Raw genomic sequence first — 22,730 nt, 5'->3', positions numbered from 1 at the left:
CGCACACCTGATCTTGGTTTGCGGGATTTGTTTGCGTTTGTCAGCCTTTGACCGCGCCGGCCGTCATGCCTGCAACGATTCTTTTGTTGAAGAAGATAAACAGGATTAGCGGCGGAAGAGAGATCAGAATAATGTCCGCGAACAGCAGATTCCAGGACGTATTGTACATGCTGGTGAAGTTGTACAGGGTCAGCTGGATGGTGGCGTTTTTGGCTCCCGGGAAGAAGTAGAGCGGGTTCACAAAGTCGTTGTAAATGCCGACCGACGACAGCACGATAACCGTCGAGGTTACCGGCATAAGAAGCGGCAGAATCATCTGGAAAAACATCCGCATGCTGCCGCAGCCGTCCACGATAGCCGCTTCGTCAATTTCCCTCGGGATCGTCGCCATAAAGCTGCGGTACAGCATAACGGCGAACGAAATGCCAAGCGCAACCTCAACCAGGACGATCCCGGACATCGTCTTGAACAAACGGATGGAATCCAGCACCCAGATCGTTGGCACAACGGCGGGCGGAATCATAAGGCCGGCCAGCACGAGAAATTGAATAATGCCGGACCAGCGGTCATTGCGGCGCTGCAGCACATAGCCGGTCATCGCGCTGACTACAACAAGAATAGCGATCGACAGCAGGGTGATAAGCGTACTGTTCACGAAGGAGCGGATCACCATATGGTCCTGCGCGATAAGAACTTCCTTGTAGTTCGACCATTGAAGGGACGTTGGCCAGCTTAGATCAAGCTGGGCGGCGTCCGTTTTGTTTTTCAGCGAGTTGACGATGACAAAACAGAACGGGACCCAGAAAATAACGACGGACAAGACAATCGCGATAACCTCGAAAACAATTCGTTTCGTGCCTTTCAGCTTCATTACAGATCAACCTCCCTTTTGGACAGAAGCTTAAGCAGAGGGAAGGCCAGCAGGGATACGCCGATAAAGAGAATCACGTTGCCCGCCGTCGAGAGGCCATAGAAGCCGCCTTGATATTGTTTATAAATGATAGAAGCGATCAAGTCCGTGCTGAAGCCCGGCCCGCCTTTGGTCATCGCCCATACGAGGTCGAAGGAGCGCAGGCCCCCGATGAAGGCGAGAATAATAACCGAGTTCATCGCGGGAGCCACAAGCGGATTCGTAATATGCTTGAACCGGTCCCAGGCGTTGCCGCCGTCGATCTGGAGCGCTTCGTAATAGTCTTCGGGAATGGACATAATGCCCGCGATAAAAATAACCGTAGCCATGCCAACGCCCTTCCACACGTCAACGAATGCGACGGACAAAAGAGCGATACTCGTGTCGCCAAGCCAATCGGGGCCAACAATGCCAGCAAGCGCCAGGCTTTTATTAATGAGGCCTTGTGTCGGATGCATCATGCTGCTGAACGCGATGCCTACCGCAATGGTAGAGAGCAGCGTCGGGAAGAAAACAACGGAACGGAGATAGCCTTTGATTCGGAGACCGGATGTCAGCGCGACCCCCAGCAAAAGCCCGAATACGACCTTGAGGCCGCAGGTTACAACCGCGTAGATCAAGGTGTTGCGGAAGCCGATATTAAGCGACGATTCCGAGAAAAACGTCTTATAGTTGTCCAGGCCGATGAAATCCCAGTCCACCAGATCCCATCTCGTCATACTGAAGAAGAAGGACATGATGGTAGGCAAGAGGAACAGCACGAAATAAATAATACCCGCGGGCAATAAAAACTTGTACGTATAAAACCTTTTGGAAGCCTTTGTTAGGGAAGCCTTCTGCATGGTGAATCTCTCCCATCTTACTTTCTTTGCAAAAAGCCCTGTCCTGCCTGAAGAAGCAGGGCAGGGCTGCTATGACTGCCTACCACATCAGAAAATGTAAGTATTTCGAGCTCGAAATACTCATTTTCTGATTGGCGATAAAACTACCATTGAAACGCGGTCGCTCATCTTCGGATGACTTCGATATAAGGTTTTATCACCAGCCTGCGATGCCAAGCTGCTTCGCTTGCTTCTCGACGTCTTTGTCGTACGCCTTGGCATTGTCCTCCGGCGATTTCATGCCTGCGCCAACTTCAACCGTCAGCTGCGGCAGGCTTGGTCCTTTGAGCGGGGACAGGAACTCGAGGGCCGGTGCGTTGTTGCCATTATCGAAGTACGGCATCATTTCTTTTACGCCTGCGTAAGCATCATCCGGCAGCGTTGCGCCCTTGATCACGTAAGGACCTTCCGGTTTTGCTTTTGTTGCCAGGAGAGCCATGCCCTCAGGCGAAGCGAAGAAGTTGATCCATTTTTTCGCGGCTTCCACGTTTTTGCCATCCTTGTAGATCGCGATTCCGGCTGGCATCCATACGGTCAGAGCCGTTTTGTCCGCGCTGTCGGCAGGCTGGGCGAATACGCCGATATCGTCGATTTTATCCGGATACGTTGCAAAGATGTTTGAGAGAGCGAAGGTCAGCATCGGGTACTGAACGCCTGTGCCGTCAACGAGCATTTTGAGCGCCTGGTCATACGTGGTGGCGAGGTAATCCTTGTTCATGTAATCCTTCATCTCGGCCAGCTTCTGGAAGCTGCGCAGAGCGGCAGGCGTATCGGCGAACTTCGCTTTGTTATTGGTGAAATCGTCGGCAAACGTTGGAGCATCGCCCTGTACGTTGGCGTAGTCGGCCAGCACGATCAGCTGAGAGGTCCAGCTGTCCTTGTAGGAGCCGATAACCGCCGTTTTGCCTGCCGCTTTAATTTTCTCGTTGTTGGCTTTCAGCTCATCCCAAGTTTTCGGAACGGATAAGCCTAGCTCCGCATAGACCTTCTTGTTGTAAAGCCAAGCTCCTGCCTGCGATGCGCCGCTTGGGGCCGCATAGGTTTTGCCGTCCACGCTGACGGTTGGCAGGAAGGAATCCATTACATTTTGCATAAACGGTTCGCTTGTCAGATCAATGAAATATTTCTCGGGCTGCAGCGCTTTGAACAAAGAGCCGGAGTTGTAGAAGCTCAGGTCATCCATTTCGCCGGTTGCGAGTCTTGTTTTCACGAGGTTGTCGCCTTCGTCGCCGCCCGGGCGGAGGTCGAATTCGGTCTTGATGTTGTAGCGTTTCTCGATTTCGTCGGCTACCGCTTTAATACCCTCCGTAGAAGTCTGGTTGTCGATCATCAGCTTCAGCGTGACCGGCTTCTCGTAGCGTTCGGATGAGGCATCGCTTGTTGCCGCCGGCGATTCGGCTGCCGCGGTCTGGCTTGCTTCCGGGGATTTGCTTGCATTGGCGTTCGCAGCGTTGCCGTTATTATTGTTGCTGCCGCATGCCGTCAAAGCGGATGTAAGAAGCACGGCTCCTGTCAGGGCCAGCATTGTTTTCTTTTTAGATTGTGCCATTCAGATATACCCTCCTTGTTATGTTCGAGCGTAATGAATCCGTTTCGTTTCTCGCTAGCGGTTCGGGTTTCCGGAGCCCTGTGGACCTAAGTGTAAAGGCTTTCACGAGTGCTTGATAAGCGCTGCTTTTTTTGGCTCTTGTCGGATTTTTTTTGACAGTGCAAGAGTGGCGCGGGGTTTCAGGGGGCGATCCAAATTAATCGTACGCGGGACCCAAAAAACGCTGACGTCTATAAACGGAGCATCTAAAAAAAACGGATGCCTATCCAAAAAGGCCGTCCTTGTAGGAAGCAATGTAAGCGCATACGATTGTAAGTATAAGAAGATAAGGCAGCAGGATACGGGAGGGGTTTAGAGATGTTAATCAATCAAACGATGGTCGATAAAGCGGAATCGTTAATACCTGAATTAATGACAAGCGTGGTTGAGCCTAGGTCGGTTGTTGAGATTGTGGCAGACGAGGAGGCTTTTCAAGGGTGGCGGGTTATGCAGGCAGAGGATCAGGCGTGGAAGGAGCGGATGCTCGGGAAAGGAGACAGCTTTATTCTCGACTTTGGCGATCACCTTGTTGGTTACGTAAGCTTGAAGGTAAAGCCCGTCGGCAGTCCGCCGGACGCACCGTTAAAGCTGAAGCTGACGATTGGGGAGATGCCTTGCGAGATTGCGGAGCCTTTTGAGTCGTACGACGGCTGGCTGAGCAGCTCCTGGCTGCAGGAGGAGACCGTTTTTATCGATGTGCTTCCTGCGGAGATCAAGCTTCCAAGACGGTATACGTTCCGTTATATCAAGGTGGATGTTCTGGATACTTCGAAAAAGTATAACGTGTCATTCGAGCGGGTGGAATGCACGGCGGTTACGTCCGGCGATGCCGCCCGCGTTGCGCCGCTGACGGATAGCGTATCCGGTGAATGGGCGGAGATGGACCGGATCGCGCTTAAGACGCTGCAGGATTGCATGCAGACCGTTTTTGAGGACGGGCCCAAGCGGGACCGCAGGCTGTGGATTGGCGATTTAAGGCTGCAGGCGCAGGCGAATTATTTGACGTTTAACAACCATGACCTGGTGAAACGCTGTTTGTATCTGTTTGCCGGGATGAGGCTCCCGGACGGTGCGGTTGGAGCCTGTGTCTTTGAGAAGCCGCATGCCCATGCGGACGATACGCGATTGTACGATTACGCGCTGTTTTTTGCGGCTTGCTTGTACGACTATTATGAGGCTACCGGGGATAAGGAGACGCTTGAGGAGCTGTGGCCGATTGCGATGGAACAGCTGGAGATCGGCGTGGAGAGGCTGGATGAGCGGGGGATCGTGCGGGATGACGAGACCTGGTGGAGCTTTATCGACTGGCATCCGGAGCTGAACAAGCAGGCGCCGTCCCAAGGCGTGCTCATTTATTGCTTGAAGCGGGGGCTGGAGCTGGCCCGCATTCTAGGTTTGGCTGACAAGCAGCAGTATATCGAAGAACAGATTGCGCGAACGGCTGAGGCAGCTGTTACCCAACTATGGGATGAGGACGCCGGTTTCTTCGTCAGCGGCACCGATCGCCAGATTTCTTGGGCATCGCAGATCTGGCTCGTGCTTGCGGACGTATTGCCGGCGGAGGAGAACGCCGCGTTGTTGGAACGCCTGTTTGCGGAGCAGCCCGCGATCGGGATGACAACGCCGTACATGTATCATCATTTGATCGAGGCCTTGTTCTCGGTTGGCAGCAGGGAGAAGGCTATTCAGCAGATGCAGGCATATTGGGGAGAAATGATCAAGGATGGCGCGGATACGTTCTGGGAGCTGTACAATCCGCAAGACAAGAAGCTGTCGCCGTACGGCAGCAACCTGATCAACAGCTACTGCCATGCATGGAGCTGCACGCCAACTTATTTTGTTCGGAAGTATCTGATTTAGTTGAACCGAGATCGACTTATCAGCACCAAATTGAGAAAGACCGCTTCGCGGCCGGGCACAGGATGCCCGGAGCGAAGCGGTCTTTCTATTATTTAAACGGTATGGTCACGGTAGACTGCTGACCGTTGGAGCTGCTCGCATTGACGCGGAGCGAAGATGCCCCGTTGCCAATCGCGCTCCACACCTTGATCGTGACGGTGCCATTGTTCATGTTCGCGAAGGAGCCGGTTGCCGAGGTTGGACCGCCGCCCTGCGTATAGTCCTCCCATCCTGTTACGTCATTGGTCGCGAAGTAGCCGTAGGTTTCCACTCTTGTCGCGCTTCCGTTGCCGTTAAAGTCATAGGTGACCTGTACTTGAACGCCATTGCCGACGTTCGTTCCGGAATCCAAGAACAGGTGGAAGGCGGTTGCTTTCGTCGAGTCGTAGGTGCCGTTAATGCCCGTTACGGTATACGTGCTGGCGCTATGCGGGTTACCGTCGTAGTTCGCTCCGCCCGCACTCGCAATCGCATCGCTTGCTGCCGCCGTTCCTGCCGTAAAGCTTAGGCTGGAGCCCGATTTCACATAAAGCACATTGCTCGAAAGCGATGCTCCCGCAACGGTATAGCTCGCCGCATTGCTGGTTCCGGAGGAGGTCGTAACCGTTACGTTATAGCTTCCTGCTGCAAGACCCGAAGGAACGGTGGCCGTAATCGATGTGTTTGACCAGCTTGCAACGGTTGCGTTAACCGAACCGAATTTAAGCGTTGATGTGCCCTGCGAAGCTCCAAATCCGCTGCCGGTTACGGTGACGGTGCTTCCCGCTGAGCCGGAAGAAGGGCTCACGCTGGTGATCGAAGGTCCGCTTGGCGTAACCACCGTTCCAAGGGAGGAGGCAACCGAGCCGGCAGGCACGCTCAAAGTAGCTCCGTCCGAGAATGTAACCGTAATGGCTGAAGTTCCCGGATTGTATGCGACGTAGTTGCGGATTGTGCCTTTTTTGAATACGCCGTAGGTTGGCACATTGGCCGTTACGGAAGTATCCACCTGGCCAAGCGCCTGCATGTTGTACAGGAAACTGTACGTATGCGCTTTGGTCTCGCCGTCCTCCGGCGTGTAGTTCGGATTCGAGTTAAACAGGCTGATTGCGCCGTTCGCATCATAGAGCGCTTGGTATTCCCAGAATATATCCGGCCACATGTTCCAGGCATTGCCTCCGCGTTCGGAGGCTGTCTGAGCCAGGAAGGCAGCGGAATAGGATGGCTTGTAGCCTAGATACGCGGAAGCGGCGGTTACCGGCAAAATATTAATGCCGCGGATTGCCTGCACATCCGCCGAGAACCAGGTTGCATAGACGGACTTGCCGCCCCAGATCATCGAGGAATAGTTATGGTTATATCCGCTCTTGAAGTTGGTTCCATCGATATTAAACCAATATTCGTTCACCGCGTTAACCTCGGTCGTGTACAGGTAGATCCCCGCATCCCGGATTGCCGTATTGCCCGTAGCCTGCCCCCACAGGATCATTGCGGACCAGGCGTTAATCGCTTCGGAGGACGATTCCTGATTATTGCCGTCCGCGAATTCCGAGTTGCCCGACGCCCAGGAATGGCCGGCATACGGATCGAAGTTGCGCAAGTAAGGGAAGCTCGTGTCGGAGCGGTCCCAGTTGGCGAAGTCTTTGATCAGCATATTCACCATGCCCCCGTAGTTACCGCTTGAAGCCCAGCTTGGATTGTTGCGGGCGACCTCTGCCGCTGCGCGAACCCAATAGCCATAGTGGAAATGATGGTCATTCAAGGAATCATTCGAACCGTAGCTGGCCGGATAGCCAATTAGGGTACCCCAGTTGCTGTTATAGTAGAACAGGTTATTGGTTTTCGTTCCGGCCGTCAAATTGCTGCTCAGCGTTGTTTCCAGATAGTTCTCGAAATTCGTGGCGGCTGCCGTATTGCCGGCCTGCTGGGCGATGGGGAGCAGGTTGGCGATCCGGCCCAAATATTTGCCAAGCCAATACGTATCGGTAGCCCCGACAGTGTGGTTCGCTTCGGTTCGCACGGACTCGATATAGTTGTTCAAGGCTGCGTTGCTATAGCTGCCAACGGCAGGCAGGTAAGGGAGAATGCCCTGATACGTAAGCGATGTTGCAAAGGAGGATCCGGCTACCGTCTTCATCGTTCCTCTCACGCTGTCGTAGGCGTACGGGAGCAGCGAAGTTGATGTATTTTTCCACTGGCTGGGATAAAGCGCCATAATCGTTCCCGTCTGCGTGCCTTCCATAGCTTGCGTTGTCACAGAGTAGGTAGTTGACACCTTGCTGGTCGAAGAGTTGTAGGAGTAGTTCGACGTTGTATTGGTTACAAAGGAGTAAGCGTATTGCTTGTAGGCATTTAGAGTAGCCGTCGTGTTATCCGGAAGAACGGCGATGGAGAAGTAGCTTTTGCCGTTCAACGAGTTGGTAAGCGTAGAGGTTCCGATGCCGGTCCAGGTGGAGCCGGTAGGTCCAAATAACCCGTAGTGATGACCGTTAACCGTGACGCCCAGAACGCTGCTTGAAGCGGTGCCGGACCAGACGGTTGGAGCGGAAGGGAAGGTGAGCTTAGGCAGGCCGCCGGAGTATGTACCGTAAATAAACGGCAGGCCGTGTCCGGTTGTGATCCGCATCGTTCCGCCGCTGCTGAACAGCATCGATACCGTCCAGTCGGAGAAGGCATCTACCTTAGCGTCCGGGAAGTTCGATTGGGCGGAATGGCCAAGGGTAAAATCGTTGACGTACGCGCCAAACATGGCGTCCGCGCTGCCCGATTGCACCGGATAGCCGATGCCTAATCCGTCTGCCTTGGCCTGAACGGCAAGCGGGTGAGGGAACATCACGTCCGAGTAAGCCTTCCAGGCAAGCGAGCTCCACCAGTCATTGGTTGGCATGGCGCCGGTCACGTTAGAGGTTTTGTAGATGGTTGCCGGAGGTCCGGTCTGTCCTGCAGGCAGGCTGTTCGTATAGCTTCCCGCGCCTACCGCAATCGTAGCGGCTGCTGCCGGCGAAGTAAACGAGCCTAGTATAGTGAATGCAAATAATGCGGTTAATACCATCAGCTTGGTCCATTTCATATCCTTCTTCATTAAGCTCCTCCTCAAAAAAAAGATGTTTATGCGCTCTTCCACGCTGCCTGGATTTTGTGCCCGGACCTCCCGGTCAGGCAACACCGCCTCCCTTCGTAGGATAAGGACGACAAAAAAAGAAGACCTATTCTCCATAATCCAGTGATTGCGGAACCGTCTTCTGTCGTTTTACAGCTGCGATAGATTCTGTTTGGATGTCTTAGGTGAGGGGTTAAGGAAATGATTGCTGCGTTTGAAGCGAAAAAAAGAGGAGTGAGGTGATAGCTTTTGCGAAATGTTTTCGTAATTTCATCTTGATTATGGTCCCGATGAATTCGTTTGTAAAGAGGGAAGTGGGCGTCTTTACAAAAATAGGGCTTAAATCCTGTTTTATCAACGAAAGTTTTCGTAAAATCAAAAACACAAAAACGGCGGTATTTCCGAAAAATAACAGGTGTGGTAGGATGAATGAAAGAAGAGAAGAAGGGCAGACCTGCCCACGGAAGCGAGAGATTGCAGTGAAAATAACGATTAAGACCATCGCCGAGCTGGCGGGAGTCTCCGTCTCGACCGTCTCCAAGATCGTAAACAATTACGATGATGTCGGCACCGAAACGAGAGAGCGCGTGCTGCGGATTATGGAGGAGCACGGCTATACGGCCTCCAATGCGGCCAAGGTTCCGAAACGTAAGTCCCAGCTGGTCGGAGTTGTCTACGCGGGTAAAATCAATGCCGAGTTTAATCATCTTTTCTTTGTGGATGTGATCAATGCCTTCAAGAAAAGAATCGGCCTGCTCGGCTACGACCTGCTCTTCTTCTCGAATGAGAGACTCGAAGATTCGGAAGGGGACTACTTGTCCCGCTGCCGCAATTATCAGGTGGACGGATGCATCCTTATTTCCGGCGACGAGATTGACTCCGGCATTGGGGAGCTGGACCAGAGCGATATTCCGTGCATCGGAATCGACCTGGAGCTGACCGGCAACCGGTCCGGCTACGTTATGTCGGACAACAGCCAGATATCGAACCGGGCGGTGGAGCATTTTTACCTCCAGGGGTATAAGGAATTCGGCTTTATCGGCTGCTCGGGGACAAGCCTGATCTCACGGTTCCGGGAGCAGTCGTACAGGGAGGCCTTGCAGCGTTACGGGTTGCCGGTCATGGAGCCGTTCTTTCGTAACGGGAGCGATTTCTTCGAGCATTCCGGTTACGAAGCGATGACAGCAATGATTGAAGCGGGGCAGGTACCGCGCGCGGTATTCGCGGCTTCCGATCTGCTGGCGATCGGAGCGATTCGGGCCATCAGAGAAAAGGGGCTGAGCGTCCCGGGAGATGTTGCGGTTATCGGCTGCGACGATATCGAAGCATGCCAGTACGTCACTCCTCCGCTAACCACCGTCAGGCAGGATAAGGAGAAAATTGGCCTTCTGGCAGCACTTATGCTATACGATCTGATGAACGGCCAGCTGCAGTCGAGCTCGGTTATGGTTGCGCCGGAGCTGATCGTGCGGCAGAGCTGCGGCGCGGCAGGTTCATGAAACAAGAGCTGTCTCAAGGCCGGTCGTAACCGGAACCCTGAGACAGCTCTTTTGTCAGCGGCGGCGAAGGGCCGTCGCGTTAATGACGCCGTACCGGAACAGCAGCTTGCTGCCCAGCCAGCCAACAATGCGGTCGGTCAGGAAGCCCATCAGTCCAAGGCTGATCAACCCGACAAAGATCCAGTCCGTGCGGAAGTAAAGCCTGGAGTTCCAGATGAGAAAGCCTACGCCTTCGTTGGCTGCGATCATCTCCGCGCCTATGATCGCCATGTAAGAGGTACCCATGGCAAGCCGAATGCCGGTGAAGATATAAGGCGTGGTCGCGGGAATGACGACATGAAGCAAAATTTGCCATTCGGAGGCTCCCATGCTGCGGGCCGAGCGGATCCGGTCCTCTTCAATAGCGAGCACGCCCGTTAACGTATTGATAATGACGATAAATAGAGTCGCGTACATAATGAGGGCAATCTTGGACTGCTCGCCAATGCCGAACCATACGAGGAACAGCGTAATAAACGCAATAGGAGGGATAAACCTTACAAAGTTCAGGAACGGCTCCGCAAAAACGCGGATCGCGGTTACTTTGCCGATGGTCAGTCCTATCGGAATGGCAAGAAGGCTGCCAAGCGCCCAACCGGCGAATACCCGGTAGAAGCTGATGCCGATATATTTCATTAATGAGCCGTCGCTTAGCAGCTCCTGCGCTCCTTGCCAGGTAGCGGCAGGGCCGGGAATAATCTCCGGACCGTAAATCCATGCTCCAATCTGCCACACGATGAAGGTGATGACCCACAGAAGAGGAATCGTTACCCATTTCCTGCTTAGAAGCTTCACGGATACATGCCTCCTTCCAGCTCGGCGTCAAAATGGGACTGGATATGGCGCTGAAGCTCGTTTAGCTCGGGGGAAGCGGGGTCGCGCGGATAGCCGAGCGGAACCTGATAGATGCTGGAGATCTTGGCATTAGGTCCGGTAGACATAACGGCGATCCGTTGTCCCAGCAGCAGCGCTTCCTGAATATCGTGGGTGACGAAAATAACCGTCTTGCCGGTTTCCCGCCAGATCTGGCTTAATTCCTTCTGCATAATCCGTCTTGTCATCGCGTCCAGCGCGCCAAACGGTTCATCCATCAGCAGAATCGCCGGATCGTTGGCTAATACGCGGGCAAGCTGAACGCGCTGCTTCATGCCGCCGGACAATTCGCGCGGGAATTTATTTTCATGGCCGTACAATCCGACAAGCCGGATATAACGGTCCGATATTTCCTTGCGCTGGTCCTTCGGCATCTTTTTCATTTTCAGGCCGAACTCAACGTTCTGCCGGACCGTCAGCCAAGGGAAGAGGGAGGAGTCCGCCTGCTGGAAGACTACCGCTCTTTCCTTGCCGGGCTTGTCGACTTCATCGTTCCCGACGCGCAGGCTGCCTCCGGTCTTGGAGACAAAGCCCGCTATCATATTCAGCAGCGTGGATTTGCCGCAGCCGCTTGGGCCGAGCAGAACGAAGAACTCTCCACCCTTCACGACCAGATCGATATCTTTGATAATGTAATGAACGGAGCCGCCCGAGCCTGGCTTAACCTCCGAGTAACTCTTGTTGAGCCGCTCGATCGTAATCGTATTTGGAGATGGACTCGTATTCAACATTTGTCATCTCTCCTTATTTCTTATAGGTGAACTGATCGGGTAACGCCTGCTGCACGCTGTCGAGGCTCAGCTTATCGGCCAGGTTGAAGTCGTTTTGAATAATGCCGGCTCCTACCATATAGTTCTTCTGGTTCGTCAGGCTGTCGAAGGATTGCTGGGTGAAGCCAACGTTCCAGTTGTTTGTCGGCAAATCCCGGATGGTTGCTTCCTTCGGCTGCTTGGTCTCCTTAAACAGGATGTCGGCCGTTTCGTCCGGATTCGCCGCAATGTACTTGGAGGTCTCATCCAAGGCCTTCAGGAAGTTGGCAATCGCCTGCGGATGATCCTTGATCAAGGAATTAGGAGCGATAATCGTGCCGCCGATCCGCACCGATGTTTTAGACATATCGGTCAGCTCATGAACGCCTTCAATGGCTTTGAATTTATCGATCAGCGTAGCGCCTATGACCCAGCTGGCGTCAATTTCGCCTTTCTTGAGGGCGACGTAAGCTTCGTCGAAGCCGCCTTGCCCGATCTCCTTCGTGTCGGCAGCGGCTACGCCGTTATCCTTCAGATATACATCCCACAAATAAGGGAGGAACGTACCGCGAAGGGTGCTCAGCTTTTTGCCCTTCAGGTCGGCAGGAGACTGGATTTCATCACGGACAAACAGCTTCCACTGGGCAGCCGATGCCTCGGTGTCCGTGCCAGTCGCGGCAATAATCGAAAAATCGCCTTTGCTTACCGCATTCAGTGAAGGGAAGTCCGCGCCCCAGCCGATATCCGCCTGCTTGATGAACAAGGAGTTAATGCCTTCGGCAGGCGTAGCGAAGGTGATGATGTCGGCATCAATGCCGTATTTCTCGAAGAAGCCTTTGCTCTTCGCCACGCGGAATACCGGGTTGGTCGAGGTATCTGCGATTTTGATCTTAATCGGGTCAGCCGCCGCTTCAGTTTGCTTGTTGCTTGCGGCGTTAGTCGCAGCTGCTGCCGGCTTATTATCCTTGCCGCCGCATGCGGCAAGGGTGAAGGTAACGGCCAGAACCGTTGCGAGAATACCGAACTTTTTCATCTAACTTCGCCTCAGCTTTCTTCTTCGGAATCGGCCGTGCTTGGGTTTTCTTCGATCGTCGCGACGCAGAACGCGCCATCGCCGTACTCTCCGGTACCTACGACCTCCACTACCGAGCTCGTTCCTCTGGCGGCGGCGCCCGGCACGCGATAATCCGCTACGTCGAGCGGAATAATCGCTTCTTCCGCCGGCTTCTCGAGCTGAGGAACCCACTCGTAAGGGACGCGGTAAGCGCGGTAAACCATATTGGCATTGATTTTGTTCTTGTAAGGAGAGATGTACTCCCATACCAGCTCATGCTCGCGGGTGACTTCGAAAATTCGGCCGTCGGCGCCTTCGGTAATCAGCGTATTGCCGTTTGGCAGGCGCTGCGCCGAGCTGATGTATGGGCTGTAGAAACGATAAGAATCGAGCGGTGCCATAAAACCGGCTTCCGTTGGCGTATACTGCCATTCAATCTCGAGAGTGACCGGATTGATTTCCAGAATGCGGGAATGGTCGCGGACGGCATTTTTGATGCCGTATGGAGACGCAGGATTCGGAAGACCGTAGCCGCCCCAGCCGCCGTTATCGAATACTAACAGATTGCCTTCGCCAGGCAGGCCTTGCGGAATGATATGGGCGTGATGCTGGCCGATAATCCAGCCCAGATGCTTGACTTCCGGCTTCGAATAGTCCGGTCCAAGCTGCCAGACGATTTTGCCGGTTTGGCGGTCCGTAATGGCGATAATATTGGATTCCCGGGCGTCCCAGATAATGTTGTCCGGGTGGAAGCGCTCGTCGCCGGCATCGTAAAATTTGTTCGGCCCAACCCAAGACGCGGAGTTGATATGCATCCAGTCGCCGCCTGTATTGCCGCCGAAGTGACGGCCGTTCGGATCGCGGAACAGCACGTTTTTCGCCGCCTCGTCAAAGCCAAGCTCTTCGAAATGATCGCTTACCGCCCATTGCCACAGGATATTGCCTTCCCAGTCCACCTCGAGAATTACGTCGTCGAGCAGCAGCTTATCGGAGATTTCCGGCTTGGTCACGTTGCGGTGAGCGAGGATGAGGGTGCGTCCGCCGTTCGCTCGCGGCTCCTGTCCCGGAGCATAATAGCCTACCGGATTGCCTTCGCGCTGGTAATCATGATGCGCGCGCGCCATCCACTCCGGCTCATAGCCCGGATCCTCTATGTATTCGAGGCGGTTGAATTTCCATACGATATTGCCGTTCCAGTCCACCTGCACCAGATCGGCTTCGTCCTGGAAGCCGTATTTCGGATCGCGTTCCTTCGTGCTGCCTACCACGTAACCGCCCGGCAAAATTTTGTTCGGGAAGCCGCGCAGACCTTTCCACAAATGAACCTCTTTGCCGCTCATATCAATCAGCAGGGCGCCTACGTTGGCCGCTTGGAAAATCGTGTAGCCGCTCCATGCTTTCTCAGGCAAATATACCGTTGCTCCGGTTGGATAAATAGTGGGATGTCCCATGCTCAACACTCCTTAAACGAAATAGTTTAATAATTCAGGAAATAATTTTGATTCGGTTTCGCGGCAGGCGGCTTTTGTGGTTTTTCAGCCGTTTTCTGCTCCGCTTTTTGCACATCGTATTCCTTGACCATTGCCATGTAACGCTCGGAGAAGCCTTCCAGATTGGCGTAAATACGCTCGAAAATTTCCTTCTGGCAGGCGAGCTCTTCCTCGTTAAAGCTGCCGAAGAGGAGATTTACTCCGCGTTTGCCAAGCTCGGGGTACCTGCTCAGCAGCTGCCGGCCTTCCTCCGTAATGTCCAGCCATACGTTCCTGCGGTCGCCTTGCAGACGCTGCCGCTCCGCGAAGCCCTTCGCTTCCAGCTTGTCGCAGAGCGCCGTGATGGCGCCGGAGGTCAGATCAAGCTGCTCCGCCAGGTCTCCAAGCTTTTGCGCGCCGCTGAGCTGAATGCTCCGGAGAATAAGGAAGCCGGGCAGGGCAATGTCCTCCACGGAGATTTTGTCGCGTTCCTTAACGAATCTGCGTACCATCCTCCTGAACAGCCAATCATTTTCTTCCATTGGGGATATGAAATCTGCCATGTTTTGCTCTCGTTACCTCCTAAAAAATGTCCGCCAAAGTGCCTGATATAGACAAAAAAGGCCGCAACATACGCCCTGTGTTCAGGTACGTCAGTTGTGGCCTTTGGTTATCCAATCGGCTTTATGAAATTAGTTCAACGCTAAAAGAATGAACGTTGAAGGATTATGGATTGATATTAACCCCATAATTCCGACAAGTCAAGTGGTATTTAAAAATAATTTTTACGTCTTATGCATTTCCCTGAATTGAAGCGGCGTCATGCCTTCCTGGTCCCGAAAGCATTTGCTGAAATAGCTGGTTTGGGAAAAACCGGTTTCGAGCGCGATAAGCTTGACCGATAAACGGGTTGAAGCAAGGAGCTGCTTCGCCCGGAGTATGCGTGCTTCGGTCAGGAAGTCGGAGAACGACTTGCCAAAGGTTTTATTAAACTTCCGGCTGAAATAATGGGAGCTGTAACCGGCAATCGCTGCGGCCTGCTCCAGGGTAAAGGGCTGATTGCAGTGGGCGCGTATATAATTGGCAGCCGCCCGGATTTTGTCCGCAGCCTGATGGACGGACACGTTAACCTGACTGGCGGTCGTCTGAATTCTGGCAAGCAGCTCGTACAGCGTAGATGCAGCCGCGTATTCGTCATCTACTTCATAGCTTCTGCCAAGCTTGAGGAGGCGCTCCATCAAGGCTTCCACAGGAGCCAGATCAGGCAAATGAAAGAGCCAAGGTTCATCAAGACCTCTTCCATCCAGAAGCTCCTCCAGCCTTGCGCCATAAAAATGCACCCAACGGATATTCCAAGGATTTAGGTTATCCGAATGGTACGTTTGTCTTAGTCCGGGTCCGTACAGAAAACCTTGTCCCTGCGTCAGCTCGTAGGTCATGCTGTCCGTGTGCAGATAACCTTTGCCATCCAGTACGATATGCAAATTGTAATAACGGTCCAGGTTGTTTTCGGTTGTGGCGAATTCCCGGTTGACGGCATGCTCCGGGAAATCGCCGTAGCCGCCGATGAAGTCGGGGAAGCAAATATGACGGGGGAAAATCGGCTTCGGAAGGAAGATATGTTCTTTCATAAAACACCTCGTTGCAACGCAATATTTTTATACGTTATGTTAAAACGCAGTTAAATACGGCATAGAGATTAGGTTTAGATAACAATATATTAATACATATCGCATCTTTTTGTCATATCCTTCTGCTTGGGCCTCCACTAGAATGTAAGGTAGATGCAAGATAAGCTAAGGAGGATGGCCGCTATGGCAAAATCGATCCAAATGGACGAGTTAACATTAGGGGTATGTTATTATCCGGAGCATTGGCCGGAGGGGCTGTGGGAGGACGATTTCCGCCGCATGCGGGAGATGAATATCTCGGTGATCCGGATGGCGGAATTTTCTTGGGCTATGCTCGAGCCTCAGGAAGGCGTATTTGATTTCGGCTTCTTCACGCGGGTAATGGACCTGGCGCACCGATTCGGTCTGAAAGTTATTCTGGGTACGCCTACCGCAACGCCTCCGGCTTGGCTGACGCATAAATATCCCGAGGTGCTGAATGCAACTAAGGAAGGCTTGCCGATCAAACACGGCATGCGCCGCCATTACAATTATTCCAGCAAGAAATACCGAGAGCTTTCGGTGCGGATCGTGCGCAATATGGTGAACGCTTACAAGGACCATCCTGCGGTTATAGGGTGGCAGATCGATAACGAATTTAACTGCGAGAAAAACGTGTTTTACGCCGAAGCCGACCATGCCGCATTCCGAGTGTGGCTCAAAGAGAAGTATGAGACGTTGGACAATCTCAATAAAGCTTGGGGCACGGTATTCTGGAGCCAGACCTATACGGATTGGGAGCAGCTTCACCTGTCGCAGACCGAGTCTCCAAACCCCCATCTGGGTCTCGACGAGAAGCGGTTTATTTCGGATAACGTTATCTCTTATGCCAAGCTGCAGGTTGATATTATCCGCGAGCTGGCGCCGCAGCATTGGGTAACGACTAACGGATTGTTCGGCCATCTCGACAATCATAAGATGACGGATGATCTGCTCGATTTCTTCTCGTATGATTCTTACCCGCAATTCAGCACCATTTTCTACGATAAAGATGAAATCAAGCCGCTGCAGGACCGTCAATCGAGCATTAACTTGACGAATGTCAGGTCCATATCCCCCAACTTCTGCGTCATGGAGCAGCAATCCGGACCTGGCGGCTGGGTCGACCGGATTGAGATGGGAACGCCAAGACCGGGACAAATCCGTTTATGGTCGTATCAATCCGTGCTTCACGGGACCGATCTGCTTGTCTATTTCCGCTGGCGGACGGCAACCTTTGGCACCGAAATTTATTGGCATGGCATCAATGACTACCACAACCAGCCGAACCGGAGAGTCCGGGAGGTGGCGCAGGTAGGCGGCGAGTTCGCGAAGATCGGCTCCCTGATCGCAGGGACGGCGTATCAAGCGGAAGTTGCTTTTATGCAGGATTACAACAACAACTGGGATGCGGAAATGGATGTATGGCATGGCCCTCTGCAGTGGCAGAGCATGCGATCCTGGTTTAAGCAGCTGCAATACCGTCATATTCCGGCAGACTCCGTTTTCTTGCGTTCCAATACGACTCTCGAGGATTTAGCCAAGTACAAAGTTATCGTCTATCCGCATTCGGCGATTATGACCGATGAGACGGCCGAGCTGCTGACCCGCTATGTGGAGCAAGGCGGCAAGCTGTTCCTGGGTGCCCGCACGGGGTACAAGGATATAAACGGGCAATGCTACATGCGTCCATTCCCGGGTCCGGTTGCCGGACTATGCGGCATTACGGTTGAGGACTTTACGCTAATCAAGGGAAAAGTATATGCGGCGGAGCTGCGATGGGAAGGCCGATTGTCCGAAGGCACGAAGGCGATGGGCTTCAACGAGGTGCTTAGCGTTCAGAACCCGGAAGCGGAAGTTATCGCCCGATATTCCTCGGAATATTATCGAGGGGAGCCGGCCTTAACCCGCCGGAGCGTTGGGGAAGGTCAAGTCTGGTACTTAGGAGCTGCCTACAGCGAACCGGTAGTCGACGGTATTCTGGATGAGCTTGGTTTAAGCTCGCCTCTCGCGGACCGGATCACCGCGCCGGCCGAAGTCGAGATCGGCATTCGCGCTTCGGATGCTGCCTCTTACGCCTTCCTGCTGAACTATTCGGATAAGCCGGTAACGGTTCAAGTGAAGCAGCGCGCAACAGACCTTCTGACGGGAACGGCACTGGAAAACGATGCAGAGATGCCGGCATACGGCGTTATGATATTGGAGCTTTAATGTGGAAAGCCCCCGCGGGAATGCCTGCGGGGGCTTTGTATAAACAAAAAGCCTGCGGCAATCAGCCGCAGGCAACAATAGAGAATATATAAAGGGGGGTCTTGTCCCTTATTATAGTAGCCGAAAATGAAAGGAACCTGAGCGGAATATTACAGGGAGATTACAAGTCATTTTAATAGATTCTGTTGTTTATAATTAATTTAATTGGTGTGAGAAAATAAAGTTTTTTAATTGATAGGGAATATTTAATTGTCTGTGAAATTAAAGTTCTTTAATACTGCTTGTAGGAGGAAGTTTCCTACGCTCAAGGGTTAGATTGAGCTGTCCGAGAACTGGAACATCTACATACCACCGGGAGTCGCATAAACTGCGACTTTTTATTTTTATGTATGATCTTGGATATCGTTTTTTGCTATACAATCGCTGTAGAATTGCACGAATTATTAAGCTAACGGGCAGTTTAGTTCCAATATGTGTTAATATTGAAGTGTTTCTACATTTGCAGAGTCGGCAGATAAATCAGGGGTACATGACAATATTATGGAGGACTTGCGTGAAATATAAAATTATTGAACAAATCAGGAAGGAAAAGATAAGGAACTTAGTACCGCCAAAATTCTTTACATCTATCCCATCATCGTGGCCTGAAATATGCACTGTTATTAAATTCAAATGTGATCGTAATGATGTTATTCTATCAACCACTGTTCTTGGCGCGATCCATTCTCTTGACCCAAGTGATGAATCAAAGAAGATTGCGTTTGGTAGTTGTTTCACAATTGAAGCCGTAGAGTTACTGCGGGAAAACAACATCAAGTACATCGCATTAAGCGATTTTCCTTGGACCGATGAGCGATATAAATTTATAAAATCAAATTCCCGTTGAAATATCTTATTAAGCTATCTGAGAACATTAGCTCAATAATACACGACAACGTATAGGAAGATAATTTTGGAGGTGTGTTTTTTCTGCTGTATCTTGATAAAAATTGCGCTGAAAGATTGAAAAGAGCAGGATATAAAAGGTTATACCGCACTGATGAACCTACTCCTTATGATTACTATGAATTTGAAGGAAATGAGTGGTCTCTAGGAGGTCAATTGACAGGCGAAGGTACTATCCTAGCTCCATCAGAAGTATATGAACGTGGGCTACTTTTACCAACGATCTCAGATTTGATGAATTGGCTTGTACACCATGATTATAGGTTTGTCATAAATTATAACGGTAATGGTTATAGAGTAATTGTAACTGATGAAAATGAGGAAGAGATTAAAGGTAAAGGCGGTACATTGCCGTATGCTTTGACTTCTATAGTAGAAAAACTCTTACTAAGATAGGTAGTTGTGTGTTGAGCTAACTGGGAGACGATAGCTCAATAAAGACAGTGTAGCAGCCGATATTAAAGAGGCTGCTATTTTTGTTGAACTGCAGGGAGGATAGTATTATTAAATTATAGAAGGCTGTTGAAGCAATGTGGTGCGAGGGTAGGTATCAAAATATATTTAAGGAGGAATATTAATGCAACTTGAAGAAGCAAGGTTTGGATGTAAGTATCTGTTATTTGGATTTACCTCTCCTTTTGTTCAGGGAGGACTTAACGATTTATTAATTGGATTTAATACAACTGATGAATTTGAGGAACGTTTCGTGGATTCGGAAGATGAAATTCCAGTGACCGGGTACGAAAACTATCAGGTGTTGTGTACTCAGATATCTCAAGCTGTGTATTTTGATTCAGAATCATCGCTACTCGAATGGGTTCAGAATGGGTTTTTATTGACTAGCGGGTAAAGGCAATATGTGTTTGAAGCATTATCACAATATAATATTGGATGATTAAGCTAACGGGAGACGTTAGTTCAGCCATTCAGGAGCAGTTTTGCCACAACGGTAGCTGCTCCTTTTTATTAAGCTAAAGGGCAGGTTAACGTGGAATTTGTGGTAACGATTTACTTTTCGAAAAGCTGATGTATAATAAACTAAAATCAGTGATATAAGCAGGGGCGTAGGCACAATGTGCTTGCGCCCTTCGTCATGATTCAACTCAATATTAATAAGGGGGAAATATATGAACTCAGTATTTGGTTTTGAAGAGTCAGATCGAATTTTAATTATAAATGCAGATGATTTTGGAATTACTGAGGGAACAAACGAGGCAATTCTAGAATTATTCAAACAGGCTGCTATCACTTCAACTTCAATAATGATTCCTTGTCCATCAGCTAGAGAGTTGTTAGATAGCGAAAATGTAACTACCATCGAGCATGCTGGGATTCATCTCACATTATCGAGTGAAGTGAAACAAGGGTTGAAACCCGTGTATCATGAAGATACACTACACAGCCTTGTTAATTCAGATTATGAGTTCTTTACAGATATTGCATACATAGAGTCCAATGCTGATCTTGCTGAGGTTAGACTTGAATTAGAAGCTCAAATTAACTATGCGATCTCCAAAGGGCTTGATCCAACTCATCTTGACAGTCATGCAGGGAGCATCATGGGCCTGTATACCGGACGCGATTTCTTAGAAGTAGCATTAGATTTGTGTTATAAATATCAACTACCCTTAAATTTACCTAAAAGGATACTGGAGCAACCGTTTATTACTGAAGTACAAAGGGAGAGGTTTGCGAATGTAATTTCTTCGGCGGAAAGACGCGGTATTTTACTCATTGATGATATGATTGCTCTCCCTTATTGTCTGAGAACGAATGCAAAGTATGATACAGTGAAGGCTCAGTTTATAACTATGATCGAAAACCTAAAGCCTGGTATCACTCAATTAACAGTGCACCCTTCAATAATTACTGAGGAATTAAAAGGAATAACCAATTGTTATTTGGAGCGTGAAATTGAATTTCGCTTGCTCTGCGACCTAGATATTATCCAGCTATTCAAGAAGGAAAACGTTAAACTCGTTTCATGGAAGGACGTTCGTGACCTACAGCGTTACGCTAACGGCGAACGATAGCTAAAATATCACGACGGCAGCTGGCGAGTTTGTTTCGCCTAACAAAAACCAACATACTAAAGGAGGAAGAATGGTGCCTGCGAGTACATGTATAGGTTGTCAATTAGCCAATAAAGAGATTGAAACCAATATTATATATGAAAATGATCTGGTAATTTGCATTCTAGATATCGCTCCTTTAAATGAAGGACACTTACTAATCCTACCTAAGAAACATTTTCACGATGTTGATGACTTAGATGAGGCTACCGCGAGTAAGATTATGCGTATATCTAGGTTCCTCACCAGACTGCTAAAATCACAATTTCAGCCTCAAGGCATAACCATTCTTCAAAACAACGGAAAGTTCAACGATTTAACCCATTATCATATGCACGTCTTCCCACGATACGAATCTGACGGTTTTGGTTGGCTAGAGCCTGCAGATTCAAGAAATGCCAAAGGCCGCTTAAAAGAAACAGCAGCTGCTTTGGCTTCTCTCATCCATCTACAGATTTTAAGCTAACGTAAGAACGATAAGTAGAAACAGGAAAGGGAAGATGAGGTCTGAAAGACATAGATGCGTTACTAAGAGAAATAGCTAGCTTACCCCACTGTAGAGTTGAACCCGCAAAAGGTATGCCAAAAACGGCAGGTCACAACCTCCCAGCTGATCTAAAACACTTTTATGAACTTTGCGGCGGAATAACGCTTTTTGGGAATAAGGATTATGAATGCCATATCGTCCCTCCTCACGAGTTTGTCTTATCTAATCCGGTGATTGTGGGAGAACAGGTTGAGGAGGACATTTCTTCCTATTGGTTTATTGTGGGTCATGATGGAAATGGCGATTACATTTCAATTGATTTGCATCAGAAAAGATTAGGTAAATGTTACGATAGTTTTTGGGATACACATGCGGTTGCAGGAAACTGCCCTGTAATAGCCAAATCATTCACTGAATTGCTTAATCAATTGGTTCAAAATAATGGTGAACATTGGTATTGGCTGAGGGAGGATTTTCAACCGCTCGGAGATGCTTATGATAACACTGAGCTTTAAGCTAACGGGAGACGATACTTGAACGAATTACAATTTAAGGATGTGTTGTATGAAATATATATATTACTATTTAAATATTTTTGGTTTTAATAAATATAAAGACAAAAAACTAAAAGCATATATTGTGATGGCGAGTATCGCCTGGATATTACTGATTGGTGTAATCCTAATCCCTACTTTGATTCGAGATGGTTTTCAGCTTGAAATTATTTCGATTTTTTTACTTCCTCTTATAGTTAGAATTGTTATTTTCGTTAATGCAAAAATGAATGGTTTGAAATGAATTATATTGTGTCATCCCACAATTCATTATTCGAATAATTACGCTAACGGGAGACAATAGTTTAACAACACGATAGCAGCCTCATGGCTGCTATTTTTGTTGCTATCAAGGGAATTAATCATGGTATTATGAGAGTATAATCATAACGATTTATTGCTCCAATTAAGGAGGAGAATAAAATTTGAAGATTTCTGGATATCGTGTAATTAAGGGAAAAGAACAGTTTAACCACACCTTTGGAGGAGTAGATTGGAAAACACCAGTATGTGTGAATTGTCTCGCTCCAATGCACCTAATCTTTTGTTTTGACCTTACAGATCCTCGATTAAATGGACACTACAAAGTTAAATTGGAAAGCTTACCTCTTGTTACATGCCTAAACTGTTCGGGGTATTGGGCACCACAGGTTTTCCAACTTGACCCTGTAGCTAAAGCTATAACTATAGTTAAACAAACTGATGTTGAACATTGGATTATGGAAGATGAAGACAAATTACCTGTTCCTCTCCCTTTGAGCAACGTAAAATT

Annotated in this window: 20 protein-coding genes and 1 pseudogene; 11 read left to right on the top strand and 10 right to left on the bottom strand. The window is 50.0% G+C overall.

Annotated elements, in window-relative coordinates:
- Positions 1-40: 40 nt before the first annotated feature.
- The 3 genes from EV294_RS21150 to EV294_RS21140 form a co-directional block, all read right to left on the bottom strand.
- Positions 41-871, bottom strand: a complete 831-nt coding sequence (locus EV294_RS21150) for a carbohydrate ABC transporter permease (RefSeq protein ID WP_132310420.1) — start codon at positions 869-871, stop codon at positions 41-43.
- Positions 871-1,752 (bottom strand): carbohydrate ABC transporter permease, encoded by an 882-nt coding sequence (locus EV294_RS21145; protein ID WP_132310418.1) that lies wholly within the window; start codon positions 1,750-1,752, stop codon positions 871-873. Before EV294_RS21145 ends, EV294_RS21150 begins: the two co-directional genes overlap by 1 nt.
- Positions 1,753-1,948: 196 nt before the next feature.
- Complete coding sequence (locus tag EV294_RS21140; protein ID WP_132310416.1) at positions 1,949-3,340, bottom strand: ABC transporter substrate-binding protein; 1,392 nt, start codon at positions 3,338-3,340, stop codon at positions 1,949-1,951.
- Between the two features lie 357 nt (positions 3,341-3,697).
- Between EV294_RS21140 and EV294_RS21135 the strand changes: the two genes are divergently transcribed.
- A complete protein-coding gene (locus tag EV294_RS21135) occupies positions 3,698-5,239 on the top strand; it encodes an alpha-L-rhamnosidase-related protein (protein ID WP_132310414.1) in 1,542 nt (513 codons plus the stop codon).
- An 88-nt stretch (positions 5,240-5,327) separates the two neighbouring features.
- On the opposite strand, the gene EV294_RS21130 is transcribed toward EV294_RS21135, so the two are convergent.
- On the bottom strand, positions 5,328-8,339 hold the full coding sequence (locus EV294_RS21130) for a glycosyl hydrolase (RefSeq protein ID WP_165930767.1): 3,012 nt from the start codon (positions 8,337-8,339) through the stop codon (positions 5,328-5,330).
- A 443-nt stretch (positions 8,340-8,782) separates the two neighbouring features.
- On the opposite strand from EV294_RS21130, the gene EV294_RS21125 reads away from it, so the two are divergent.
- Positions 8,783-9,856, top strand: coding sequence for a LacI family DNA-binding transcriptional regulator (locus EV294_RS21125; RefSeq protein ID WP_132310410.1), 1,074 nt, complete (start codon positions 8,783-8,785; stop codon positions 9,854-9,856).
- Positions 9,857-9,910: 54 nt separating this feature from the next.
- On the opposite strand, the gene EV294_RS21120 is transcribed toward EV294_RS21125, so the two are convergent.
- The 6 genes from EV294_RS21120 to EV294_RS21095 form a co-directional block, all read right to left on the bottom strand.
- Positions 9,911-10,690, bottom strand: a complete 780-nt coding sequence (locus EV294_RS21120; protein WP_132310408.1) for an ABC transporter permease — start codon at positions 10,688-10,690, stop codon at positions 9,911-9,913.
- The gene (locus tag EV294_RS21115) at positions 10,687-11,499 is read right to left on the bottom strand and encodes an ABC transporter ATP-binding protein (RefSeq protein ID WP_132310405.1); all 813 of its coding nucleotides are present in this window, start codon (positions 11,497-11,499) and stop codon (positions 10,687-10,689) included. The genes EV294_RS21120 and EV294_RS21115 overlap by 4 nt, the downstream gene beginning before the upstream one ends.
- A 13-nt stretch (positions 11,500-11,512) precedes the next feature.
- Positions 11,513-12,550 carry an ABC transporter substrate-binding protein gene (locus EV294_RS21110; RefSeq protein WP_132310403.1) on the bottom strand — a complete coding sequence of 346 codons (1,038 nt, stop codon included), beginning with the start codon at positions 12,548-12,550 and terminating at the stop codon, positions 11,513-11,515.
- A gap of 11 nt (positions 12,551-12,561) precedes the next feature.
- Complete coding sequence (locus tag EV294_RS21105; protein WP_132310401.1) at positions 12,562-14,022, bottom strand: aryl-sulfate sulfotransferase; 1,461 nt, start codon at positions 14,020-14,022, stop codon at positions 12,562-12,564.
- A 26-nt stretch (positions 14,023-14,048) separates the two neighbouring features.
- Positions 14,049-14,552 carry a MarR family winged helix-turn-helix transcriptional regulator gene (locus EV294_RS21100; protein ID WP_243711743.1) on the bottom strand — a complete coding sequence of 168 codons (504 nt, stop codon included), beginning with the start codon at positions 14,550-14,552 and terminating at the stop codon, positions 14,049-14,051.
- A gap of 273 nt (positions 14,553-14,825) precedes the next feature.
- Complete coding sequence (locus tag EV294_RS21095; protein WP_132310397.1) at positions 14,826-15,671, bottom strand: helix-turn-helix domain-containing protein; 846 nt, start codon at positions 15,669-15,671, stop codon at positions 14,826-14,828.
- 183 nt (positions 15,672-15,854) lie between these two features.
- On the opposite strand from EV294_RS21095, the gene EV294_RS21090 reads away from it, so the two are divergent.
- From EV294_RS21090 to EV294_RS21050, 9 genes and pseudogenes are all read left to right on the top strand, one after another.
- The gene (locus tag EV294_RS21090; RefSeq protein ID WP_132310395.1) at positions 15,855-17,900 is read left to right on the top strand and encodes a beta-galactosidase; all 2,046 of its coding nucleotides are present in this window, start codon (positions 15,855-15,857) and stop codon (positions 17,898-17,900) included.
- A 553-nt stretch (positions 17,901-18,453) separates the two neighbouring features.
- Positions 18,454-18,786, top strand: coding sequence for a hypothetical protein (locus EV294_RS21085; protein ID WP_132310393.1), 333 nt, complete (start codon positions 18,454-18,456; stop codon positions 18,784-18,786).
- Between the two features lie 74 nt (positions 18,787-18,860).
- Positions 18,861-19,241, top strand: a complete 381-nt coding sequence (locus tag EV294_RS21080; protein ID WP_132310391.1) for a hypothetical protein — start codon at positions 18,861-18,863, stop codon at positions 19,239-19,241.
- A 181-nt stretch (positions 19,242-19,422) separates the two neighbouring features.
- The gene (locus tag EV294_RS21075; protein WP_132310389.1) at positions 19,423-19,695 is read left to right on the top strand and encodes a hypothetical protein; all 273 of its coding nucleotides are present in this window, start codon (positions 19,423-19,425) and stop codon (positions 19,693-19,695) included.
- 277 nt (positions 19,696-19,972) lie between these two features.
- Positions 19,973-20,878, top strand: coding sequence for a polysaccharide deacetylase family protein (locus tag EV294_RS21070; protein WP_132310387.1), 906 nt, complete (start codon positions 19,973-19,975; stop codon positions 20,876-20,878).
- A gap of 70 nt (positions 20,879-20,948) precedes the next feature.
- Positions 20,949-21,383, top strand: coding sequence for an HIT family protein (locus EV294_RS21065; RefSeq protein WP_132310385.1), 435 nt, complete (start codon positions 20,949-20,951; stop codon positions 21,381-21,383).
- Between the two features lie 41 nt (positions 21,384-21,424).
- Positions 21,425-21,919 (top strand): SMI1/KNR4 family protein, encoded by a 495-nt coding sequence (locus tag EV294_RS21060; RefSeq protein WP_132310383.1) that lies wholly within the window; start codon positions 21,425-21,427, stop codon positions 21,917-21,919.
- Between the two features lie 49 nt (positions 21,920-21,968).
- Positions 21,969-22,202 carry a hypothetical protein gene (locus tag EV294_RS21055; protein WP_132310381.1) on the top strand — a complete coding sequence of 78 codons (234 nt, stop codon included), beginning with the start codon at positions 21,969-21,971 and terminating at the stop codon, positions 22,200-22,202.
- Between the two features lie 181 nt (positions 22,203-22,383).
- Positions 22,384-22,730, top strand: a pseudogene (locus EV294_RS21050) (rRNA methylase); the annotation flags it as partial.

It is taken from the genome of Paenibacillus sp. BK033 (assembly GCF_004345425.1).
Taxonomy (GTDB): domain Bacteria; phylum Bacillota; class Bacilli; order Paenibacillales; family Paenibacillaceae; genus Pristimantibacillus.
This window is presented reverse-complemented; position numbering and strand designations above follow the sequence as displayed.

What these genes read in the sequence shown, in the direction of transcription:
- EV294_RS21150 (WP_132310420.1), bottom strand. Translation starts at nt 871, where the DNA reads ATGAAGCTGAAAGGCACGAAACGAATTGTTTTCGAGGTTATCGCGATT.
- EV294_RS21145 (WP_132310418.1), bottom strand. Translation starts at nt 1,752, where the DNA reads ATGCAGAAGGCTTCCCTAACAAAGGCTTCCAAAAGGTTTTATACGTAC.
- EV294_RS21140 (WP_132310416.1), bottom strand. Translation starts at nt 3,340, where the DNA reads ATGGCACAATCTAAAAAGAAAACAATGCTGGCCCTGACAGGAGCCGTG.
- EV294_RS21135 (WP_132310414.1), top strand. Translation starts at nt 3,698, where the DNA reads ATGTTAATCAATCAAACGATGGTCGATAAAGCGGAATCGTTAATACCT.
- EV294_RS21130 (WP_165930767.1), bottom strand. Translation starts at nt 8,339, where the DNA reads ATGAAGAAGGATATGAAATGGACCAAGCTGATGGTATTAACCGCATTA.
- EV294_RS21125 (WP_132310410.1), top strand. Translation starts at nt 8,783, where the DNA reads ATGAATGAAAGAAGAGAAGAAGGGCAGACCTGCCCACGGAAGCGAGAG.
- EV294_RS21115 (WP_132310405.1), bottom strand. Translation starts at nt 11,499, where the DNA reads ATGTTGAATACGAGTCCATCTCCAAATACGATTACGATCGAGCGGCTC.
- EV294_RS21110 (WP_132310403.1), bottom strand. Translation starts at nt 12,550, where the DNA reads ATGAAAAAGTTCGGTATTCTCGCAACGGTTCTGGCCGTTACCTTCACC.
- EV294_RS21105 (WP_132310401.1), bottom strand. Translation starts at nt 14,022, where the DNA reads ATGGGACATCCCACTATTTATCCAACCGGAGCAACGGTATATTTGCCT.
- EV294_RS21100 (WP_243711743.1), bottom strand. Translation starts at nt 14,552, where the DNA reads ATGGTACGCAGATTCGTTAAGGAACGCGACAAAATCTCCGTGGAGGAC.
- EV294_RS21095 (WP_132310397.1), bottom strand. Translation starts at nt 15,671, where the DNA reads ATGAAAGAACATATCTTCCTTCCGAAGCCGATTTTCCCCCGTCATATT.
- EV294_RS21090 (WP_132310395.1), top strand. Translation starts at nt 15,855, where the DNA reads ATGGCAAAATCGATCCAAATGGACGAGTTAACATTAGGGGTATGTTAT.
- EV294_RS21075 (WP_132310389.1), top strand. Translation starts at nt 19,423, where the DNA reads ATGCAACTTGAAGAAGCAAGGTTTGGATGTAAGTATCTGTTATTTGGA.
- EV294_RS21070 (WP_132310387.1), top strand. Translation starts at nt 19,973, where the DNA reads ATGAACTCAGTATTTGGTTTTGAAGAGTCAGATCGAATTTTAATTATA.
- EV294_RS21065 (WP_132310385.1), top strand. Translation starts at nt 20,949, where the DNA reads ATGGTGCCTGCGAGTACATGTATAGGTTGTCAATTAGCCAATAAAGAG.
- EV294_RS21055 (WP_132310381.1), top strand. Translation starts at nt 21,969, where the DNA reads ATGAAATATATATATTACTATTTAAATATTTTTGGTTTTAATAAATAT.